Annotated in this window: 16 protein-coding genes; 1 reads left to right on the plus strand and 15 read right to left on the minus strand. The window is 47.2% G+C overall.

Features of this window, described 5'->3' with window-relative positions:
- Nucleotides 1-22 precede the first annotated feature (22 nt).
- The 15 genes from C805_RS25425 to C805_RS19090 form a co-directional block, all read right to left on the minus strand.
- A complete protein-coding gene (locus C805_RS25425; RefSeq protein WP_016215604.1) occupies nt 23-3,454 on the minus strand; it encodes an SDR family oxidoreductase in 3,432 nt (1,143 codons plus the stop codon).
- 26 nt (nt 3,455-3,480) lie between these two features.
- Nucleotides 3,481-4,722 carry an ACP S-malonyltransferase gene (gene fabD / locus C805_RS19025; protein WP_016215605.1) on the minus strand — a complete coding sequence of 414 codons (1,242 nt, stop codon included), beginning with the start codon at nt 4,720-4,722 and terminating at the stop codon, nt 3,481-3,483.
- Between the two features lie 12 nt (nt 4,723-4,734).
- A complete protein-coding gene (locus tag C805_RS19030) occupies nt 4,735-5,448 on the minus strand; it encodes a thioesterase II family protein (RefSeq protein ID WP_016215606.1) in 714 nt (237 codons plus the stop codon).
- 6 nt (nt 5,449-5,454) lie between these two features.
- Nucleotides 5,455-6,429, minus strand: a complete 975-nt coding sequence (locus C805_RS19035) for a 2,3-diaminopropionate biosynthesis protein SbnB (protein ID WP_016215607.1) — start codon at nt 6,427-6,429, stop codon at nt 5,455-5,457.
- 37 nt (nt 6,430-6,466) lie between these two features.
- Nucleotides 6,467-7,459, minus strand: coding sequence for a pyridoxal-phosphate dependent enzyme (locus C805_RS19040; protein ID WP_016215608.1), 993 nt, complete (start codon nt 7,457-7,459; stop codon nt 6,467-6,469).
- A 36-nt stretch (nt 7,460-7,495) separates the two neighbouring features.
- On the minus strand, nt 7,496-9,982 hold the full coding sequence (locus C805_RS19045; protein ID WP_016215609.1) for a non-ribosomal peptide synthetase: 2,487 nt from the start codon (nt 9,980-9,982) through the stop codon (nt 7,496-7,498).
- A gap of 46 nt (nt 9,983-10,028) precedes the next feature.
- On the minus strand, nt 10,029-10,721 hold the full coding sequence (locus C805_RS19050) for an ABC transporter ATP-binding protein (RefSeq protein ID WP_016215610.1): 693 nt from the start codon (nt 10,719-10,721) through the stop codon (nt 10,029-10,031).
- Nucleotides 10,722-10,738: 17 nt separating this feature from the next.
- On the minus strand, nt 10,739-13,249 hold the full coding sequence (locus C805_RS19055; RefSeq protein ID WP_016215611.1) for an ABC transporter permease: 2,511 nt from the start codon (nt 13,247-13,249) through the stop codon (nt 10,739-10,741).
- Entirely contained in the window at nt 13,246-16,587 is a 3,342-nt protein-coding gene (locus tag C805_RS19060) for a non-ribosomal peptide synthetase (RefSeq protein WP_196811089.1), read from the minus strand. Before C805_RS19060 ends, C805_RS19055 begins: the two co-directional genes overlap by 4 nt.
- Nucleotides 16,490-17,257 (minus strand): 4'-phosphopantetheinyl transferase family protein, encoded by a 768-nt coding sequence (locus tag C805_RS19065; RefSeq protein WP_016215613.1) that lies wholly within the window; start codon nt 17,255-17,257, stop codon nt 16,490-16,492. Before C805_RS19065 ends, C805_RS19060 begins: the two co-directional genes overlap by 98 nt.
- A 23-nt stretch (nt 17,258-17,280) precedes the next feature.
- Nucleotides 17,281-18,903, minus strand: a complete 1,623-nt coding sequence (gene accA / locus C805_RS19070) for an acetyl-coenzyme A carboxylase carboxyl transferase subunits beta/alpha (protein ID WP_016215614.1) — start codon at nt 18,901-18,903, stop codon at nt 17,281-17,283.
- Nucleotides 18,904-18,923: 20 nt separating this feature from the next.
- Nucleotides 18,924-19,289: a helix-turn-helix domain-containing protein gene (locus C805_RS19075; RefSeq protein ID WP_022751294.1), complete on the minus strand. Its 366-nt coding sequence runs from the start codon at nt 19,287-19,289 to the stop codon at nt 18,924-18,926.
- 364 nt (nt 19,290-19,653) lie between these two features.
- Nucleotides 19,654-20,067 carry an EamA family transporter gene (locus tag C805_RS19080; RefSeq protein ID WP_016215616.1) on the minus strand — a complete coding sequence of 138 codons (414 nt, stop codon included), beginning with the start codon at nt 20,065-20,067 and terminating at the stop codon, nt 19,654-19,656.
- A 186-nt stretch (nt 20,068-20,253) separates the two neighbouring features.
- A complete protein-coding gene (locus tag C805_RS19085) occupies nt 20,254-21,054 on the minus strand; it encodes a class I SAM-dependent methyltransferase (protein ID WP_016215618.1) in 801 nt (266 codons plus the stop codon).
- A gap of 285 nt (nt 21,055-21,339) precedes the next feature.
- Nucleotides 21,340-21,672, minus strand: coding sequence for a winged helix-turn-helix transcriptional regulator (locus tag C805_RS19090; protein ID WP_016215619.1), 333 nt, complete (start codon nt 21,670-21,672; stop codon nt 21,340-21,342).
- A 106-nt stretch (nt 21,673-21,778) separates the two neighbouring features.
- On the opposite strand from C805_RS19090, the gene C805_RS19095 reads away from it, so the two are divergent.
- Entirely contained in the window at nt 21,779-22,345 is a 567-nt protein-coding gene (locus C805_RS19095) for a flavin reductase family protein (protein ID WP_022751295.1), read from the plus strand.
- The last annotated feature ends 87 nt before the right edge of the window (nt 22,346-22,432 follow it).

A 22,432-nucleotide genomic window follows, 5' to 3' on the forward strand; every position in this document is an offset into this window, starting at 1 on the left:
ATTTTCATCCGCCATCAGAAACTTACATTTTTTCCAGAAGGCTGATGGCGTCGTCAATATTTCGTACGCCAGATGTTTTATTATCCCCGGACTTTTGCACAAGATTTTCATATATATAGCCGGAAAGCCCTGAAACGGTGGGATACACAAACATCTGCGACATCATCACCGCCCCCGGATAAGCCTCCTCGATACTTTCATGTATGCGGGAAAGGGTAATGGAATCCATTCCCGACTCAAGAAGATTGTCCTCATCCCCTATACTTTCAAGCCCCGTAACATCCATAATGCATTCCACTATGGTTCTGCGCACCTCCTCAGCAGAACTTACAGACGCCGCCTTTTCCGGTTTCGTTTTTTCTACAGCATGTCCGGAACTATCCATTAAAATATTCACAGAAAGCCTGGCATCCATATGGTCCCTTAACCGGTGGGAACATATTTTTCCTGCAACTGTCAGGGGTTCGCTGCCACAGAGCAGAACAGGCAGGATTTCCATGGCCTTTTCTGCGGTCATATCATCCATCAGCCCCATATATCCTGTAAAATGATTATCTCTGGCCATGCCCGCATCGCTCCAGGCAGTCCAGTCCACGGAACATGCAGGTATCCCTTTTGCACGCAGCCGGGAAACACAGACATCCATAAAGTAATTCCCCACGGAATACTGCCCCTGCCCTGGTATATCAGCCAGCGTCATAGCCGAAGAAGACAGCATAAGGAAATCCATTCCCTGACAGCAGCTGCTGTTGCGTATCGCCCGTTCTATATTTAACAGGCCGTCTGTTTTCGGTGAAATGACATTGGTACTGTGGACGGTATTTACATTCCGAAGCAGGGCTCCGCCGGCGCTGCCGGCACAGTGTACCATACCCCCAACCCGAAGGGAACGTTCCTCAAGATACCTGAACAGCTTTTCAACGCTCCAGGCGCTGCAGATATCGCACTGCACTGTCTGAAGTTCACAATGATATTCCGAAAGCTGTGAAGCAAGTTTTCTGTATTTTTCGGGATGCTCATGGCGCTGTGCCGCAATGATCAGACGCGCCCCGTTTCTGGCAAGATAAAGGGCTGTGGCAGAGCCGATTCCCCCCAGTCCGCCCAGCAATACATAACACTTATCCTCTTTCACACTGTAAATGCTGTTGTTTACTCTGAGGGGCTCCAGCTGTTTTACAAATGCACTGCCGTTTCTGACCGCAATATGTTTACTGAAAGTTTTACCGCAGTTTTCTGCAACCCATACCATGCTTTCCGGCGCTCTGTCGATATCAATAACCGATACTCCCGCAAAAGCAAATTCACAGCGCAGGGCGCCGCTCAGCGCACAGGGATAGAGCATGGTATAATCTGTTTCCTTCCCCGGATACGCATCCACAGTCAGTCCCCGGCTGACAAATATCAGCCGTACGGAACGGATGGTACCGTCCTTTTCCAGCATACGGGCCAGTTCCAGTATCAGTTCTGCATAAGTTTCCGACTCCTTCACCTGCAGCGCGGTATCTTCTTTAATATATTCTGCGCACAGCAGCAGTCCGGTGCAGCTGTGTTTTCGCATCATATCATATACAAGCCCGGCATTTGCAAACTCAGGCTCCACATGAGGAAGTTCTCCGCAGACGCCGCATAAGACAGCACGATTTTCTTCCGTGCATATCAGCAATACATCCTCAGGCACCTGTTTTCCATCTGCTTCGTATGCTCTGTACCTGATGGTGTTCAGGCTGTCCCTGACCACCGCCGCCAGGCTGTCTGTAAACCAGTGTCTTTTTTCCTCCCGTCCTGTGGGCGGCATATGAAGCCGCTGCACCTGCTGTTTGCCCCGGCTTCGTTTCTGTTCTGCTGTCAGATAAGAGGGTATGGCAGAAGCCGCTTTACGCAGCTCTCTTATCAGTTCCCTGTGACTTCCTGCCTCAATGCAGACGCTCCGGTCAGACTGGTCTCTTTCTGTTATCAGGGCTTTAGAAAGTTTACTCAGACTCACCTTCCTGCCTGAACCATGCTCCAGCCAGTCTGCAAAATCCAGCAGTGTTTTCGAAAGGGCCCTATCAGACCGGGCCGAAAACACAAATCCGCTGTTTTTTTCCTCATCACCGGTTTCTTCCGTCTCCGGCGGAGATTTTAATATCACATGGCAGTTGGTACCGCTGAATCCAAAGGAACTTACTCCTATGACGGCCTGTTTCGGCAAAGCCAGCGGCCTGTCCGCAATAAAAACCGGTGAGGACACAAAATCAATCATGCGGTTTGGTTCGTAAAAGTTCCTTATGGGAGGAATCCTGCGGTGCTCCATACATACGATGGCTTTTGCAACGCCTGCAAGCCCCGACGTCTCATATAAATGCCCTATGTTCGTTTTTAATGATCCAATGGGACAGAACTGCTTCCCCTTCGTGTATCTTCTCACTGCCCGCTCCAGGGCTGTCAGTTCAACCGGGTCTCCCAGTTTCGTTCCGGTACCGTGAGTTTCGATGTAATCTATATCCTGGGGACGGACGCCTGCCTCTTTCCAGGCCCTTACAATTACCTCTTCCTGGGCTTCTGCGCTGGGCGCGGTAATTCCCAGCGTTGCCCCGTCCTGATTGACAGCCGTTCCCGCTATGACAGCATAGACACTGTCATGATCTTCCAGGGCTCTTTCCAGGGGCTTGAGCAGCATACAGACCATCCCCTCCCCCAGACCTGTGCCGTCAGCGCTGTCATCAAATGCCTTTGTCACACCGTCAGGAGATTCCATTCCCAGCTCGTAATCCTGTTTCAGGGGAAACGCAAGCACCCTGGCCGATCCCACAACGGCCTGTTCACAGTCGCCGCACTGCAGTGAACGCACCGCCAGATGCAAAGCGGTAAGAGAGGATGAACATGCAGTGTCTACCACAACTGCCGGACCGTGAAAATCGAAAAAGTGGGACACATGACCTGCTATGACAGAAGAAAGATTACCTGTGACAGCCATGGCTTTCCGGTCAGAGGGAAGAAGCTGTTTCATGGCCTCCATATACTGGCCTCCGTCTCCGTCGCCTATGTAGCCCACAAATACCCCTGTCCGGCCTGATTTCACCTCTGAAATCCTGTATCCGGCATTCTCAATGGCTTCCGCTGAGCCGGTAAGCAGCATACGCTGTATCAGGCTCATATAGTCTGCCTCACGGGGCGTACAGCCAAAGTATGCGGCGTCAAATTTATCTACTTCAGAAAGAAACGACCCTTCGCAGAACTGAGGTTCGTTCTCATTCTGCAGCAATTTATTTCTGTAAATACAGTCACGTCTCCGGTTCTCCTCCGGGAGACGGACCGTATCGATACTGTTACTGAGCAGCTCCCAGAATCTGTCCGGATTATCGGCAAAGGGCAGTCTGAGCGAAATGCCGATAATTGCAATGTCTCCGGGGTTAATAAGTTCCTTACGGCCTCCTGCCTGATTCTGTTCTGTAAACAATTCGCTCAAATCCATCTTTTGTTTCCTTTCCGTCTGAACTGTCAGTTGACGCACAGTAAATCAGAAAATTCTTCCAGCCCGCCTGCTTCACGCAGAAGCTGGTGTATCCTTATACGCAGTATGTTTTTACCGGCGCCTTTGGTTGTGATAATGGTTTTCAGTTCTTCCACTGCCGCCCGGGCCGCAGCAGGAGAAGGCTCCATCCTGCCTTCTTCCATGTCGCTTTTCATTTTCTGAAGTCTTCGGTAGGGTTCAATTACACCCTTCTGATAATCTGCTTCCCTGTCATTTTCATTCTTTATGCATACGGCAATTCCCATGCTCCGGCGGACTATTCTGGCATAGTCGCAGCCCTTCACCTTTCTGGGAGGAAGGACTGACTGCAGACGCTCCAGATCATGGGCATCGTCTACCGAATACACTTCCAGTTTCGGTTCATTTCTCAGAATCAGATTTTTCAGAACCGTTCCAGGACCAATTTCAATCACCGTATTCACTCCCATCCTGACCGCGTACTGAACTGTATCGGTCCAGCGGACGCTGCTGACCAGCTGTTTTTTCAGCCGGTCTGCTGTCAGTTCAGGCGAACAGTAGGGCCTGGCATCCCAGTTTGAAATAACCGGAGCTGAAAAATAGTTGAAGTTCATCTCATCAAGCACCGGGGACAGCTGCTCCTGCGCCGGCTTCATATACGGACTGTGAAACGCCCCGCTGACCTTAAGCCGCGTGGTCCTGGCCCCCAGCTTCTCAAGAGAACTTAAGACTTCCTCAATGCCTTCTTCCAGTCCGGAAATAATAATCTGTGTGGGCGCATTGTAATTGGAAATTACCACCCGGCCATCGGCTTCACAGCTTTCCAGTATCTGCTCCGGGCTGACGCCCTGAACCGCAGCCATTGCACCGCCCTGTGCTTTTGCCATAAACCTGCCCCGTAAGGTTACGAGATTTACCGCATCTTTAAAATCAATGGCACCGCAGCAGGTCAGGGCGGATATTTCCCCAAGACTGTGGCCTGCAAAAAATACAGGGGACAGTTCATAATTCTCTGTAAGCCTTCTGTAAGCAATATATTCTGAAAGCAGCAGCGCTGGCTGTGCGTTGTGAGTAAGGGTCAGTTCATCTTCCCCGGCCCGTTCACATAACTCAGAAAGATCAAGGCCTGAAATCTCAGACGCTGTTTTAACAAAATACTCCGCCTTATCATAATCTCCACTTAATCTGCCAAGCATCCCCGTATACTGAGCTCCCTGGCCGGGAAATACCACCATACTTCTTATCTGCATGATAAGCCCTCCTTAATAGCATATCCTTTCATCCGGTTCCAATCTTTTCTTCCCCTTCAGCTGGGATATGATTCTGTTCATGATATCTTCAAAACTGTCTTTTATAAAAAAATGCCCGCCCTGGTATTCGTAAAAGGTGCACGCTTCCCCGGTTTCCCCGGTCCAGCCCTTTCTGTCCTTATACATCTGCTCATCCAGCGTTCCGCTGAATACCGTAACAGGAAGGGAAAGGGGCCGGGGATGGGAATAGCGGTAGGTGCCAAGGGCAAGATAATCGGCCTTTATCATGGGCACAAATATATCCAGAATCTGGTGATTTTCCAGCAGCTCCTGGGGTATCCCGTCAAGCCTCTTTATATGTTCCACAATATCCTTATCTTCCTTTACCGGCGTACAGTTCTTTTCCCAGCAGTCCGGAGCGCACATGCCTGATACAAACAGGTGTTTTGGCTTTCTGTTTCCGGCTGAAAGGGCATGGGCACATTCAAATGCCGCCAGGGCCCCCATACTGTGACCGAACAGACAGACATCATCTTCCTCCCCGGATACAATCTGCATCAGACAGTCATGAATCAGATCTGTGAATTCATAAGACAGTTTTTCTCCGAAACGCTTTCCATGTCCGCTGTATTCTATGGGAATCACCTCTATCTCGTCTGTACTGTTCCAGAAGTTGTAACAATATGACGCGCCGCCGGCCCAGGGCATACAAAATAATTTCACCATGTTTTCTCATTCCTCAAGATTTAATCCAATTCCCAGTTCCTCTGCCCTGCGGCAGTAATATGCCGCAACGGCAATGTCAAACACAGCCAGACCCATGGGACAGAATATGGGACTGCCGGCTTTTTTCAGCCTGGCAAATACATCATTGTCCAAAACATCCGTCATTGTCAGAACATCCCTGCGGGACAGTCCGTACTGCTGATTCCACAGTTCAATTACCGTGTTCTCCCGGCAGACTTCTTCCCAGTCGTCAACAATAACCGTATCTTTAAAGTAAGGATAGGTCTCCGGTTTAAAATCTCTCAGTGACACATTCATAATCAGTGCGTCCTCTTTGGGCGCCCGGTCAATATAGGGCCTGTCCGCCACCGTACAGCAGATAAAAATATCGGAATTTTCGTACACTTCTTCCCAGCCGGAGGCCAGCTCAACCTCCGCCCGGCAGGATTTGCGAATCTCCTCCACCGGGATCACCGGACGTTTATCATACAGACGGTATCTGGCCACACGCTCTCCAAACAGAGCTTCCATCATCAGCATATGATTCTGCCCGATGGGCCCGAAACCTGTAATGCCCACTTCCAGATTCCTGCGGTTATCGTTTCTCAGGTATCGCTCTATCATAAAGCCGCTTACCGACACTGTCCGCACGATACTCAGAAGCGCCGTATTAATCACTGCTTCCACCGCTCCTGTCCCGGCATTGTTGACAATCACAACGCTGCTTGCACGGGGCATTCCTTTCTTAATATTGTCCGGAAAACCTGCGATCCATTTGATTCCTGCCTTTTTCACATCAGCTCCCACATATGCAGGCATTGCAATAATCCTGTTGGCAGGATTGCCAAATCTCAGATATGGCTTTATGGGCTGGGCATAATCATTCCCGGAAAGGGCTGAAACTGCATTTGCGATCACTTCCGTGGTATCATTCCAGTTTAAGCCGATGTTTCTCAGATGCTTTTCATTTAAGTACAACATTGTTCCAATTCTCCTGATGGTTCCAAATTTCCTTTGTTCAGTTCATCCAGAATTCCGCAACTCTGGAAGCAAGCTCTTTCTTCTCTGTTTCAAAATTTTCCGCAACCCATTCATCGTTATATACCGTGCTGGTATAACGTTCGCCGCTGTCGGCAAAAACCACGGCTACATTGGGTTTTTTCAGAAAAGTTTTTCCCTGAAAATATTTATGTACTGCCAGATACACAGACCCGGAGGAACCTCCGATCAGGGTTCCGTGTCTCTTTGTGTATGTTCTGCAGGCACATATGGTATCCAGCTCCCCTACCACCACAACGTCATCTATTCTTGCCTCAGACAATATCTCCGGCCTTTTGCTTGAGCCAATCCCCGGTATCTTTCTCTTATGGGGGCGTCCGCCGAACACAACGGAGCCTTCCACATCAACAGCCACCACCGCCGCATTGGGATACCGTTCCTTGACTCTTTGTGAAACACCTGTTATGGTTCCGCCTGAACTGACTCCCAGAAAAACATAATCCACTGCAAGATCATCGCATATTTCACTGCCGAGAGATTCATAATACGCCTCCGCCACAAGGGGATTTCCATACTGGCAGGTCCAGTAGTAGCTGCTGTTGTTTTCAATCAATGACCGGACCAGACCGATTCTCGTCAGAAGATACCCTCCCCCTTCATCCCGCTCAGTGACTTTTATCACCTTTGAGGCCTGCGAAGTAATCAGATACTCATTGACTGCCAGAATATCAGGATCTATGACAATCTCACATTTAAGATTCATTTTTCTGCAGTAGCTGGATAAAGAAATGCCGAAATTACCGGAGGACGATTCTATGATGGTGGTATTGGGGTTAATAATTCCCCGCTCCAGCCCTTTGTTCAGTACATGAAACGAAGCTCTGTCCTTCACGCTGCCCGTGGGATTGAAATTCTCACATTTCTGAAACAGTGATATCTGTTCCAGTTTCGGTTCCCGAAGCAGTATAAGGGGTGTGTTCCCCACCGCATTAAAAGGTTCTGTTACAATCAATTTTTCCCTCCTTCTCCCCTGTGCCAGAAATCATTTTTACAGCTGTTTCAGCAGGTTTGTGAAGGCCAGTACACAGTCATGCAGTATCTCCCTGGCTGTATTTTCTGAAACAGCAGCTCCATGATTCAGTGAAATCTCCACATCTTCACAGACATTTTCCACTTTAAACATCAGATCCGGTACAACAGCATCTGAGCATTCTCCTTCTGTCTCCATACATCCAATCAGAAGATTTCTTTCCTCTGCAGACACTGCCTGTTTCAGGGACTCAGCATCCGCAGCCGGAAAATCCGATGCAGCGGCCTCCATCAGCTTCTGAGTGCTGCTTAAATCTTCCTCGTCAATCTTCATTTCCTTTATTTCTCCGTCCGGGCCCCACAGGTAAACAGAAAACGTACTGATTTCCATATAACGCACAGCTGAAGCTGCCACGGCTGCACGCAGTGCAGACCGGACCCTTTCCTCTGAAAGGTTTTCTCCCGGGATTTTCAGGGCCGTTTTCTCACTGACCGTCACTCTTTCCGTACCATCCGCCCCGGTTCTGTTCCTCTCTTCCTTCCCGGAGACAGAATTTTTATCAAGATATGCGGCCAGAGATCTTATGGTTGGATGGGAATACAAATCTGAAACCACAATGTCTTTCCCCCAGCGCTCACAGATTTTTTCATGCAGCGCCACCACCTTCAGGGAGTCTGCCCCAAGCCGGGAAAAATTCTCATCAATATCTATCTCCTGCATGTCCAGTGTCTGCCTGCACAGATCTCTCAGCGCACATTCCGTATCGCTTTCCGCCTCTGGGATTTCCTGCACTTCATGGCTGCTTTTCTCTGTCAGCTTTTCAAGCTCTGCACAGACTTCTGAATATACCCCGGATGTGTACTGGCTTACATACTTAAAGCGCTGGAGTTTTCCGCTCATTGTAATATATCTGTCTGTGGTTGGAATAACATGCTCCGTATATAACCCAAAACAGTCATAGATGCATCTGGAAATCAGCCTGGCTGTTTCGGCAAACTGCTCCAGCGGACGGTCAGACAACACAAAAATCACAATACTGTCACTTTTATCAGCTTTGTCACTGACTCCGCAGGCTACTACCTGCCCTGTAAGGTGAGGAAATTCTCTTTCCATGCATCTTTCTATGTCGTGGGAATAATAATTGCGTCCATTTGAGAAAATAATGTCCTTGATTCTCCCGGCCACATAAAGATTCCCTTCCTTTATAAAACCGATATCTCCTGTTTTATACCATCCGCCGGAATCTAAAACATCAAGGTTTCCATTACACCCGTCGTAATATCCTTCCGTAATGTTTTTCCCTTTTATCATAATTTCCCCGGCGTAACCATCTGCCAGTTCTCTGCCGCTGCGGTCTCCGATTTTTATGCTGCAGTGCTTCACTGCCTGACCTTCCGAAATGACTCTGACCGCCTTTGGGGCATCCGGGGCAACAAATTTCACCTGGTCTTCCCATCCCATGGAATCCGCATCAACAGTAAGATAACTGTAACCTTCCTCCGGATCCGGAAAAGCCACCGCCAGCACAGCCTCTGCCAGTCCGTACACCGGATAAACAACCTGTCTTTTCAGGCCGAAGGATTTCATCACACTGCAGAATTTTTCCACCATATCAACGGAGATTGGTTCTGCCCCGTTAAAGACCAGGCGCAAAGAGGACAAATCTGTTCCGGCTGCCTGTTCCGGGGATTTTGCCAGCGCCTTAAGAATCAGGCCATAGCCGAAATTTGGCATTCCGGTGATGGTATACTTATATTCTGAGATCAGCTTTAAATAAACGATGGGATCACTGACAAAAGCAGCCGGAGGAATCAGACAGTGGGCAAGTCCGTAATAAGTGGGAGCCAGATGAAAGCCCACCATCCCCATATCGTGGGTCAGCGGAAGCCATGAAATGCCCGAATCGTTATGGTCAATCCGGGCATTGCTGATAATTCCTTCCAGATTGGCGATAATCTGCCCATGCGTCAGTCGTATTCCTTTGGGATCAAAGGTGGAACCGGAAGAAAACTGCAGATATGCAATATCCTCAGGAGAAACTTCTTCCGGGTCAGCCGGCTCTGCCTCCGCTTTTAATTCTTCACAGTTCACAAACCTTTTTGAAATATCCTCCGCCAGTTCCTGCTCTCCCAGCTCTGATACATATCTGACCAGCCTGTCCAGATACACTTCTGTGGTGATAATCTTAGGGCTTCTCAGTTTGTGCCATATTTTATATATGCGGTAATACTCGGACTCACTGGCTGCCACAGGCACCGGCACAGCCACAATGCCTCCAAGGATACAGGCCCAGAATGCACAGACAAAACTGCAGTTATCGGGCATCTGGAGAATAACCTCGTCCCCCTTTTCCACTCCCGCAGCATAAAGCTCCTTCAACTGGCGTCCTGCTCTGTCATACAGTTCATCGTATTTCATTTCCGGACAGTCTCCTGCCTGTTCCACAAATCGAATTCCTCTTCCGCGCCTTCCGGCATTTTTCATTACATCAACTAATGTGTGCATTGTCTTTCCCCCTTACCTGAATACATATTTCACATTGTTCTTCGTTTCATGATTCCCCAAAGGCTCCCGGCTGAATCACACCGTCTTTTATATTGATTACTTTGGTACCGTATCCGGCATATTCTGCAGAATGAGTCACCTGAACCACCGTCTTTTCATATTTCTGGCTGACTTCCTTTAAAAGGCCCATTACATCCGTTCCAGATTTGCTGTCAAGATTTCCCACAGGCTCGTCTGCAAAAATAATTTCCGGATCCATAATAAGGGCCCGTGCAATTGCCACTCGCTGCTGCTGCCCTCCTGAGAGCTCACGGGGCGTAAATCTGCGCTTCTCTTCAAGTCCAACAGACTCTAACAGCCCTGCCAGGCGCTCGGTATAATCACCGGGCCTGCCATGATCCAGCAGTACCGGCAGCATGATATTATCTTCCACGTTCAGGTTGGGAACCAGATTGTAAAACTGAAAAATAAATCCCACATCCCTGCGGTGAAACCGGCTTACCTGCCGGTCGCTCATACCGGAAATATCAATACCGTCTATATAAATCTTCCCGGAAGAAGGGCGGTCCAGCGCTCCCAGAAGGTAGAGCAGGGTACTTTTCCCTGACCCCGACTGTCCCATAATGGATACAAACTCGCCTTTCTGAATTTCAAGATCTATGCCGCGCAATACCTCAACCTCACTTTTTCCGGTTTTAAAATTTTTTCTTACTGATTCTGCTACTATAATTCCGCTCATATACCTACATCCTTCTTTTATTCATATTTGATTGATTCTATAATTTTCATCCCTGACATCTTTATCACCGAACCGGCAGAGGCAAATACGGTGATAAATACCCCGCACAGTATACAGAGCAGTATCTTTCCCGGCGCCAGCTCCATGGTGAGCCGCAGACCAAGATTTTCCATGATCATGGGCGCCACATACAGAAGGCATATTCCCCCGCATACGCCAGGAAGGGAGCCCATCAGGCCTGTAAACATGGCTTCCAGAAGGGCTGTGCCGGCAAGCTGCGCCCGGCTCATACCTATGGAACGCTGTACGGCAAAGATCCATTTCTTTTCCATAAAACTTATGATGACATTGTTTATCATTCCGGTAACTGCTATCACCAGCACGATCAGGCTGAACAGATCCATAATGGATACTATCTGTCTGTTTGACGCAAGGGACGACTCCCGGATTTCTTCCAGTGTTCTGACCTGAACCTCCTTACCTGCGGAAACAGCCGATATCCTGTCTTTCATGACAGGAACCTGATTTTCACCTGTATTTTCTGTCCGGATTAACAATGTGGAATAATTATCATAGTCCATCTGTTCTTTCAGACGGGAACCGGAAACCAGCGCCGCGCTTTCCAGAGTATCGTAAAAACCTGCCACTTTGTACTCCACATCCCCGTCTCCAAGGGCAAGGGTCAGCTTGTCCCCTGTTTCAAGGTCCATTGCTATCTTAAGGGTAGAGGAAATGAGAATATGATTGCCCTGCTTCAGTTTGTTGAGTACCGCCTGTCTGTCTCCCTCATAATGGAGTTCGTAAAAATCCGTATAATCTCCTTCTTCAATTCCATTGAGAACCGGAATGGTGGTGTTGTACCCTTTGATTTTCACGTTATAGGCCAGATACAGAGAAGTCACCTGTTCCACTCCCTCCGTTCGCTCAATCTCATCCCTGTATTCACTGTCCAGATCATCGCCCTGTACCTCAATCTGGTATTTGCTGTCAGCAAAAAAATCAGATATTGAAGTGATAAGACTGCTTCCAAAAACGTTTATTAACAGGAAAACCGTCATACTTATGGTCAGCAGCCGGACATTATTTATGGTGCAGCTGTTCTCATTCAGATTCTTCAGTGCAATTTCCCCCTCATGTCTGAAAGCAAAACGAACGAATGGATGAAATGCCAGGCACAGGACTTTCACAATATCATGAACCAGCAGAAGTATCAGGATAATAACAACCACACATGCAAAGGTGCCGTAATACAGCATCCGGTTCTCCGGCACCATCAGGACTCCGGCAATAACAAGAATCAGAAGTCCAAGTTTTGCCAGAAACAAAGGCCATATGAATTTCACTGTTTTGCCATCGTCTTTTTTGCTTTTGATAAGAGCGGAAATGGAATATCGGTTGGATGACAGCACCGGAATCACCGTGCTGACCAGCGCAATCACGATGGAAAATACAAAGCTCACTGCCAGAAAGACCCAGGAAAATTCCGCATCTGCAACCATTCCTGCCGTGCGCATCCACTCCGGGGAAGAGTAATATACCATGACCTGAAGCAGCCCCACCCCTGCGGCGCAGCCAGCCAGGCCCCCCGTAACGGCACATGCTGCAGCCTCCAGCAGCAGTACGGAAACTGTCTGCAGTTTTGACGCGCCTGTGCTTCGGAACACGCCGATAATGGGCATACGCTCCAGAACAATTACTTTGAATGATGAATAAATCAGAAAGATACTGATAAAGAATACTGCAATTGACATCAGATAAAAGGAAACTGTGATCCTGTCCGTGTATGCTTTGGAAGCGCTTTCACTTAAAAGCTCCGACACGTTCTGCTTTGGCATAATATCACTCAGCCGCGCAATTTCCTCTGATACAGACTGCCCTTCATGGAGGGCTATCAAAATACTGTTTACTTTATCTTCTGTTCCGTAAATACGATTCATCCGCTCTGCGGATACAATTGCCGGTATCCAGGCTCCCGTTTCCGTAAACATACCGTCAGAATACGCAATACCTGCAATGTCAAATTTCTCCTCTTTGCCGTTTATCTGAATTGTCAGCTGTTCGCCAATGTCAAAACCATAACGGTCAGCCGTCACCCTGCCGATAATAATCTGATTTTCTTCCAGATTATCTTCCGTCCCTGTACCTTTTTCCATAAGCACCCGGTTAATTTGGTCAAGCTCAGAAACCTGGTTGTATCCGTGGAGTTTTGTGAGGAAATGTTCCCTGCCCATGGTCATATAGCCATTTGCCACAAAGCACTCTGCAGTCCCTTCGTATTCCTCCTCCACCTCTTGCAGACTGTGAGAAGAGAACACGCTGCTTTCTGCTGTATTTCCCCCTTCCACCACAATATCCGCCGAACCAAAATCTTTTCTTACCACATTCATATACATTTTTTCCAGATTTCCGGACAGGGACTGTGTACTGAAGAATATGGCGGAAGACATGGCTACCGCCAGAACAATAAGCAGCGTTCTTCCTTTTTTCTCCCACATATTTTTTAATACATATTTTAAAATAATTTTCATCTTTTTTCCCCCGACTCATTACCCGATGTGGAACATATGTTTTCCGCACACTGCTTTGGATTGTCAATGTGCACCGGAGAAGTAATTATAAAGGTTATGGTATCCGTTCCAGGGCGCACCACAAAATTTATCAGCTTCATCTGGCCTGCTTCCCGGAATCCGTCAGACTCATACCGTTCTTCACGCATATCTGCCGCATAATGCTGATAATTGTAAACAATGGCTATGCTGCGCAGATATTCCATCAGTTTCATTCTGGATGAAACGCTGTTTTGTCCGGCCCCTCCATAGCTTTCCAGAACATTGATGCCATTGCTTTCATAATCTTTTAAATACTGTGAATAGCGTTCGTATTCTTCTGCTCCATCTCCGGAAGCAATAAAAGGTATATAATCTATGAATTCACCAATGGAATCATAACAGCTGCAGCTGCCGGTGCGCCGACCGTCACTTATGGTAACAAAAGGCACATCCCACAGTTCAAAATGCTTTCTCATAATTGCCAGAAAGACCTGAAAAGCCATCCGGGCCATCCGTTCATCCGCTGTAATCCCGGTATGTTCTCGGAGCAAAGGTTTCATATCAACTGTGAATTTCCATACCATGTTTTCCCTGCCTCTGACCATCCGTTTCAGTTTCCTGCTCCTTAAGGTAAACTCACTGATCTGTTCGCTCAGCTCCTGATGAGCCCCGGCCAGCTTTTGCACATCATCCGCATATGCAAAACAGGTATATGCTTTTTTGCAGATAACCTCCCCATTCCTTCTGTACTTGTCATAAAAATCCCTTATTTCATCCTCAAAAATTCTGCGGCTTAATCCGTCAAAGATCATATGATTTGCGGAAAAACAGAGGATGTGCGACGCACAGTTAAACCGTATCAGAGCCACACGCCACTGCAGCCTGCCGCCTGTTCTGTACTTTGCATGGTAAAACTCAGGGATAATAATTTCATCCATTATCTTATCCTGGCAGGTTTCCTCATACCCGGAAAGGTCAAGCAGGGGGATTTCAATATCGGGCACGCCTGAATATTCTCTCCAGTACCCACCCTCCCACAGAATGCACCGCAGCAGAGGCTCCGACTCAATCACCGCTTTCATGGCCCCGTTCAGCGCTTTCCGGTCCGGCAGTCCATGAAATCCGAGCAATGTCCCGTTATTTTCCGGAATATACTTTCTCACATACTGGGCTGCGGTAAGCGCCCGTTCCGCTGTCTCTTCTGCAGAAGTTATCCTTTCGCCCATACGCCTGTTCTCTGCTGTCAGACGCTTAACTTCTCTGCGTATTTCATCGGCCGCATACTCTGTTTTTAAATTCAGAAAAGACGCTGTTTCTTCGCCGTTACCGTCAATTTCGTCCGGAAGGACCACCGCCTCTTCATTCAACGGCCTGATATAGTGCGGGTGCAGGGGACTTTCAAAATTTTCCCTTATCATGTCCAGCAGCCCGTCATCCGGTTCTTCCTCCGTAAACATGACATTTATGAAGCCATTCCCCTTATGGACTCTGACATATCGTGCATCCTGCCCGGTATGCTCAATTACCATATCTTCAACATCCTGCATGTCATTCTGGCTCATCGACGCTCTAAAGGTTTCAATCAGCCCGGCCAGCTCCCGTATGGTAATGCCTGCAAACACCTTCGCAACCGGCAGTTCATAACCAAATTTCAGTCTGATTTTACTGAGCAGCAGCATTATGTTCAGGGAATTTCCGCCGCCTGCAAGAAAATCACAGGTAACGCTGAAACGATTTTTGCAAAGGACTTCACACCACACCTGTTCCACTTCTTTTTCCAGTTCCGTTTCTCCTTCCACATAATTTTCTTCTCCGTAATTTTCCGGTTCCTCCAGCGCATCATAATCCACCTTATTGTTGCGGGTCAGAGGCAGTGCCTCCAGACGTACAAACCCTGAAGGACACATATACTCAGGAAGCAGCCGGCCTATGTGGGCGGAGAGTTCCCCCTGCTCATACTCCCGGTCCCCGGTATAGTACCCGATGATAAAGAGAGAACTTTCCTCAGAAGAAAATGCTTTCACCGCACACCCTGTAATGCCCGGACAGCTTCCCAGCGCCGTTTCCACTGCGTTGAGTTCAACCCGAAATCCCCGGATCTTAATCTGACGGTCCTTCCGGCCAATATATTCCATATTGCCGTCCGGTAAAATACGCCCGATGTCTCCGGTTTTAAACAGTTTGTCCTCCTGATTGCCATCCCCGAAAGGATTGGGAATAAATCGTTCTTCATTCTGTTTCTCATCATTGCAGTAGCCAAGGGACCCATAAGGCGTGCGGATGTATATATGCCCCTCCTGTCCGGCAGCGCACAGCTGCATATGCTCATCCAGCAAGAGCACCTGCGCGCCTTTCATGGGTTTGCCGATGGGAATGGCTGCACGGTCTGCATCCGATGGTTTTACACAGTAAAATAATTTTGCCAGGGTTGTTTCCGTGGGCCCGTATAAGTTTACAATCCCCACGCGCTCTCCATATAAATCGTACCATCCGGAAAGCAGTCTGCCTTCCAGACGTTCCCCTGCCAGCAGAATATATTTTAATGCGGGAAAATCCCCGGATGTAAGACTGTCACTCTGCAAAAGCAGCCTGAAAAGGCTGGGGGTGGCGTGTATCACGGAAATGCTTTCTTCTTCCACAAACTGTTTCAGACAGTTTCCGTCCAGAAGCTGTTCCCTGCGTTCCGGAATCGCAATACAGGCCCCTGCTGCAAGGGGAGTAAAAATATCCCGCAAAAAAGGATCGTGGCAGACAGGGGTAAACTGGGAAAATACAGAATTTTCATCTATTTCAAACTGTCTGATTTCCCAGCAGACAAAATGATACAGTCCTATATTCCGCCCGATGATGCCTTTCGGGACCCCTGTTGTCCCTGAGGTAAAATATATGTACAGAGGAGAATCTTCCCCGCACTCCGTATGAAATCCGCATGTTTTATATTGGGACGGCCTTTGGGTATCAATGTTAATCTCCGGCGGATGCTCTTCCATGCCATTAATAATTTCCGTACTTTCTTCATCCGTCAGGACCAGGTCAGCCAAAGCCAGCATATGCTTTACCATCTCAGCAGGATATTCCGGATTTATCGGCAGAAAACATACCGCTGATTTTACTGCTGCAAGGATACAGCAGATCATTTCAAGGGGATCCCGCAGCATCATGGCGGCGCATTTTCCGTCAGGCGCCAGTTCGGACATCAGCGAAGCGTATTGTTCTGCCTTACCATCCAGCTGAGCATATGTAATCTTTTTCCCTCTGTAACTGACTGCCGTCCTGTCCGAATGTCTGGCAAAACTGTTCTGAAGCAATCTTTGCATTATGTACCTGTTGTTCATCTGTATTCCTTTCCCTTATTAATCTTTCGCATTGTTCCCTGACCGTGTGCAGACACAGTTTTGACAGTTCCAGTTTCTCCTCAGATGTTACTGCCACAACATAGTCCCTGTACAGATAACTGTCTGATACGACGCCTTCATTCCACTCACCGCTTTTTATGGTAAATTCATTCATTTTGTAGCATATCCCCAAAGATTTATACTTGCCGTAACTTTCTTTCAGGGCCCACACTCTGGTAAATGCTTCCTTTGTCCTGTCCAGACCGGCAGAATCTGCCTCTTCTCTGCTCATAAACAGCGGTGCAAGCCGGGCATCGTAGCATACATAATCCTGGATATCGACACCCACTTCTTTCCCGGACACAGCGCAGGCAGCCCCTTTTCTGCAGTGAGAAATATTAAAATATATCTGCCGTCCATCTGCCAGATGCGGTTTTCCATTTTCAGCTATGACTATTTCAGGCCTTTCTCTGATTCCGTATTCCATGCTGAGGCCAACCCTCAGCAAAAGATAGGAGAGCTTTGACAGGATCCGATCTGTTCTGTATCTGTATCTGGCTGCATATTCCAGCCTTTCTGCCGGTATGTATTTATCCAGCTCATGTTCGACTCCGGCTGTCACCCCGTCCAGTTCGTCACAAAAGTAAACCATTTTCAAACTCCCGTCATGCCGTATCAGTATTTTCTGTAGCGCCGGTATCTTTCGTCCACAATATCCTTCTCACTCTTATTGCTGTATCTCTCCATAAACTGCAGTATTTCTCTGTTCAGCACCCTGCACACACAATCTATATTTCTGCTGTTTACTGCTTCTTTTTCTTCTATCACCTTATCCACAATCTGCAGCCTGCATAAATCATCTGCTTCCATTTTCATTTCTCTCGCCGCTTCTTTTGCCCTTCTGTTATCCTTCCACAGAATACTTGCATAGCCCTCCGGAGACAGGATGGAATAAACTGCATTTTCCATCATCCACACCTCGTTGGCCACAGCCAGGGCCAATGCGCCTCCGCTGTATCCCTCTCCAATGAGAACAGACAGTATGGGCACTTTAATGGCTGCGGCCTCCTCAAGGAGATTTGCAATCATGGTGCCCTGACCTGCTTCTTCCGCTTCCCTTCCGCAGGCTGCGCCGATGGTATCTATAAAACATATAACCGGCCTGTGAAACTTCTCCGCCTGTTTCATCAGCCTTAATACCTTTCTGTAACCACAGGGCAGCATCATTCCCCAGTTCCTGTATACCGCATCTTTCAGGCTTTTTTTCCCTCTTTCCTGACCGATGACAGTCACTGCCTGACCATGGAATTCTGCAATTCCGGCCACCACAGCATGGTCATCCCCGGAAATCCTGTCGCCTTTTAATTCCACAAATACCTGAAAAAGCCTGTCGATATAATCTCTGCTCATGGGCCTGTCCGCTGAACGGGCATATTTCACCTTTTCCCAGGGAGTCAGGCATGTTCTGTTTTTTCTGACCGTCAACGGTTTTATGTTCCACTTCCGGTATCTGGCAGTTCCGTTTTTTCTGTGCAGCTCCAAAAGCAGCCCCAGCCTGTCCCTGGTTTCTTCCCGCAGCATAACTTCGTCCACAAATCCATGGGCCACCTGAAATTCCGCTGTCTGAAATTCGTCCGGCAGCCTGTCTCCCACATTCTGTTCTATCACTCTTCGGCCTGCAAAACCTACAACTGCACTTTTTTCAGCAAATATAATATCCGCAAGCATTGCGAAGCTGGCTGTCACCCCGCCCATGGTGGGATTTGTCAGTACAGAAATATACAGCAGCCCTTCTTCACTGTGTTTCTGTACCGCAGCGGCGGTTTTGCTCATCTGCATCAGGGAAATAATTCCCTCCTGCATACGGGCGCCTCCGGAACAGGAAAACAAGATAACCGGTAATTTTTTTTCCGTTGCCCGCTCAAATAAACGTGTAACTTTTTCGCCTACCACATACCCCATGCTTGCCATTAAAAATCTTGAATCCATCACTCCGATGGCCGCGGAAATCCCGTTGATTTTTATTTCTCCTGTGATAACAGCTTCTTTCAGATTATACTTTTCCGAAGTCTCTGCCAGTTTCTGCGCATAGGCATCTTCTATCCCTGAAACATCCAGTTCCAGATTCTGATCCCATTCCCGGAAACTTTCCTCGTCAGCCAGAGACTGTATCCTCTCATCTGCATGAAATCTCAGATAGCCGCCGCATTCCGGACAAATGAAATAATTCTCCTTCAGAAGTTTCCTGTCAGTTTTTGCATTACATGCTCTGCATATTCTGTAATCTGTCTTTTGCATCCCATTACCTCAAACAAAAATTATATGTCATATATATCAGAAACAATTTTGCACTGTTCACTTCTCAGGGTATACCGCAGGCTTTTTACCATAGACAGGATAATTTTCATCTCATAATCCGAGCAGCAGCTCAGTTCCTCCATAAGTACATGTTTCATATCCAGATTTTCTCTCACTTCCGGATAAAAAACCTGATAAAGGGGCAGATTTAATTCCCTCACCAGCATACTCAAAATTTCAAATTTAGGGTTCCCCGTATTATTTTCAATATCTAAAATGGTTCTTTTACAAACGCCAATCTTCTCCGCCAACGCTTCCTGAGATAAATTTTGTGTCCTTCTCGCTGAGCGAACAGCGTTTCCCAATGCAACCATTAATTTATCCATCCACCTCACCCCTTAAATATTTTAAACAGGATTCCGGACAGCGTCAATCCACCTGCAATTCATCAAAAAACGAGTTTTTATTCACTTTTTCGACATTCTGACCAGGGCATTGCAATCTTTAGAATCCAAAGTCAAAACACCCATTACAACATACCAGAAGGTGCCCATATGACACTTTCCGGGGATTTTCAGTTTTTATAAGGAAAAGAACTGTTGGAAAATATACGGAAAAAAGACCGGAAACTGTGAACTTTTTTACATTCCCGGAAGAAAAATAACAGAACTGTTGTTTTGGGAATATCCCGGATGATAACCTGAGCCCCATTGATAATACATCTTCATATTCTTTTGGAACTCAGCCAGTTTACAGTACCATAAGCAATGTTCCTGTTCCGATTAAGATGCATCCAACAATGGATTTTGGCGTAACATCTTCATGCAGGAACAAAAATGCCAACAGGATAGTAATCACCGTACTTAACTTATCAACCGGCACAACCTTTGATGCTTCCCCCATTTGTAATGCTCTGTAATAACACAGCCAGGAAGCGCCTGTTGCCAGTCCGGACAAAATCAAAAACACCCAGCTTTTCTTTCCAATCTCACTTATGCCAGTTTGTGCGTTCGTAAGAAAAACCATTCCCCATGCCATTACAAGCACTACAAATGTACGGATTGCCGTTGCAAGGTTGGAATTCACCCCATCAATTCCGATTTTGGCAAGTATTGATGTCAGAGCAGCAAATAAAGATGACAATACAGCAAACAATAACCACATATTTTATTTCTCCTTTCGTGTCAGAACATATTAACTTTTATCAGAAATAAACTCTGTATCATATCCAGGCATTTCCATTGCCTGTTACAATCCCAAAGAAAATAAGGATTTCCGGACACGTCAAATGTGTCGAAAACCCTTTGTTTTTCGATTTTCCCCGATATTTTTTACCAATGGTCTTTTTTGTCATTTCTTTTCTCCTACAAAAAGCAGATGGTTGGTCATGCCAAGCAATTCCGGCTTTTCACAGATGTAAAAGTGATAACGAAGATACTGCGCGTAGTCCTCTTCGCTCATTTCGTTAATCCCTGCCGCCAAAAGCTCGCTTGCGCCATCGGATGCTACCTCGTGCAACACGTTTACGCCGCCATCTGCAAGAAGTTTTCTGGCAGCACCAACCGTATGGAACACAAACGGAAAGTTGTTGAGCCGGAAGGTTTCTTTGTCGTAATCACCATTTGAAAAATAATTAACATCATATTCAAATTCAGTAAGAAAAACAAAGTCGTTTGAGATAAAAGCAAAGAAAATTTTGCCCCCGTCTTTACAGACGCGTTTTGCTTCCATGATACATTTCTGTTTGTCCCCATCATTTTCCAAATGGTAAAGGGGACCGAACAGAAGCACGATGTCAAATGACCTGTCCTCATAGCGTGACAGGTCAAGGGCGTTGCCCTGAACCAGGTCCATCTTATCTTCGGGTATCAGTTTCTTTTTGAAAGCGGCAATATTGGCATCGGCAAGTTCAAGGGCAGACACTTCGTATCCTTTACGTGCAAAGTAAAGGCTGTATTCGCCTGCACCTGCGCCAATATCGAGTATCCTGTCTCCCTTTTTCAGGTATTTCTCTATATAGTGAACATTTGTTAAAAATTCCACACGTGCGGCCTTTGAATGACTGAGCCTTGTATCCTCGTTAAATATATCATAGGTTCTGTTCACACGTTCACTTTCATTTTCTATTTTTGCAAGTTGTTCAAAATCCATGGTTTACTCCTTATATACAAAGTACACGTTCTCAACGGGCAAATTGGTTATATATTCCTTCACCCGTTGCTCTCGCTTTTCTTCCACGCAAGCCAATCCTTATCAGGTACAGTGGAGCGCGGCCTGGTCATAATCGTATCACAGGGAAAGCTCCTGCATTTTCATTCATTGCTTCAAAATTGCCCCTCCCCGATATACTAACCGACCAATGTGAGATGATTGGCTACATTTATTCTAATATCTTTCATTCTATATTGGATTTTCAAAAAACCAGTGCCATTTTGGTTACTCCCTGTTATTTTCGCCCCAGACACATAACTGATCCAAAACATCCATCAGGGACCTGCCCCTGTCACTCAGGCTGTATTCCACCTTTGGAGGTATCTGTGGATATTCTTTTCTGATAATAAGCCGGTCCGCCTCCAGTTCCTTCAGATTGCCGCTGAGTGTTTTGTCTGACACATTTTTCAGATACCGTTTCAACTCGTTGAATCTGACAACGCCAAACTCCATCAGACAGTAAAGGATGACCATTTTGTGTTTGCCGGATATCAGGGACAACGTATAACTGAATCCCGTATCCTCAAAATTCGCCTCGCCAATATAATTCTTTATCATCTTACACTTTCCTTTAAGATAGTACTTGTATTTTTTTCGTTACCTGCTACAATTATATGCACAGACGCTGGTTCTGTCAATCCCATATAGAAACGAGGTAATCACAATGAGAAAGAAACTCAGCATAACAGAAGGCATCTTCCCGATGCCGGTCTTAATGGTAGCAACCTATAACGAAGACGGCAGCGTAAATGTCATGAATGCTGCCTGGGGCACCATGCAGGAAAGAGGCAATGTTGCCCTCAATCTGACGGAAACGCACAAGACCGTAAAAAATATCAGGGCAAGGGGCGCTTTTACGGTAAGCATCGCTGATGCAGCCCATGTGGTGGAAGCTGACTATTTCGGTGTTGAATCCGGCAACCGGGTTGCAGGCAAATTCGAGAACAGCGGCCTGACCGCAAGTAAGGCAGAAACTGTAGACGCACCTGTCATCAACGAATTCCCTCTCTGTCTTGAATGTGAGTTTATTGAATACCAGGACGGGGAATACGGATGCGGCGTCATCGGCAGAGTGGTAAATGTCACAGCAGACGAGAGTGTCATGGCCGGTGACAAGGTCGATATGTCCCTGGTAAACGCAATCGCCTTTGATCCTTATACACATGGCTATTATAAGGTGACCGAAAGGGTAGGGGAAGCATTCAAAGACGGCTTACAGCTCAAAAAATAATACTGATGCGCCACAGGAGTCCCAGAGATGGGGCTCCTGTTTTTTCACTTTATTTCAGCAAGCTGTCCGATGTTATGGAAAAGCAGC

Origin of the sequence: Eubacterium sp. 14-2 (genome assembly GCF_000403845.2) — a bacterium.
Lineage (GTDB): Bacteria > Bacillota > Clostridia > Lachnospirales > Lachnospiraceae > Petralouisia.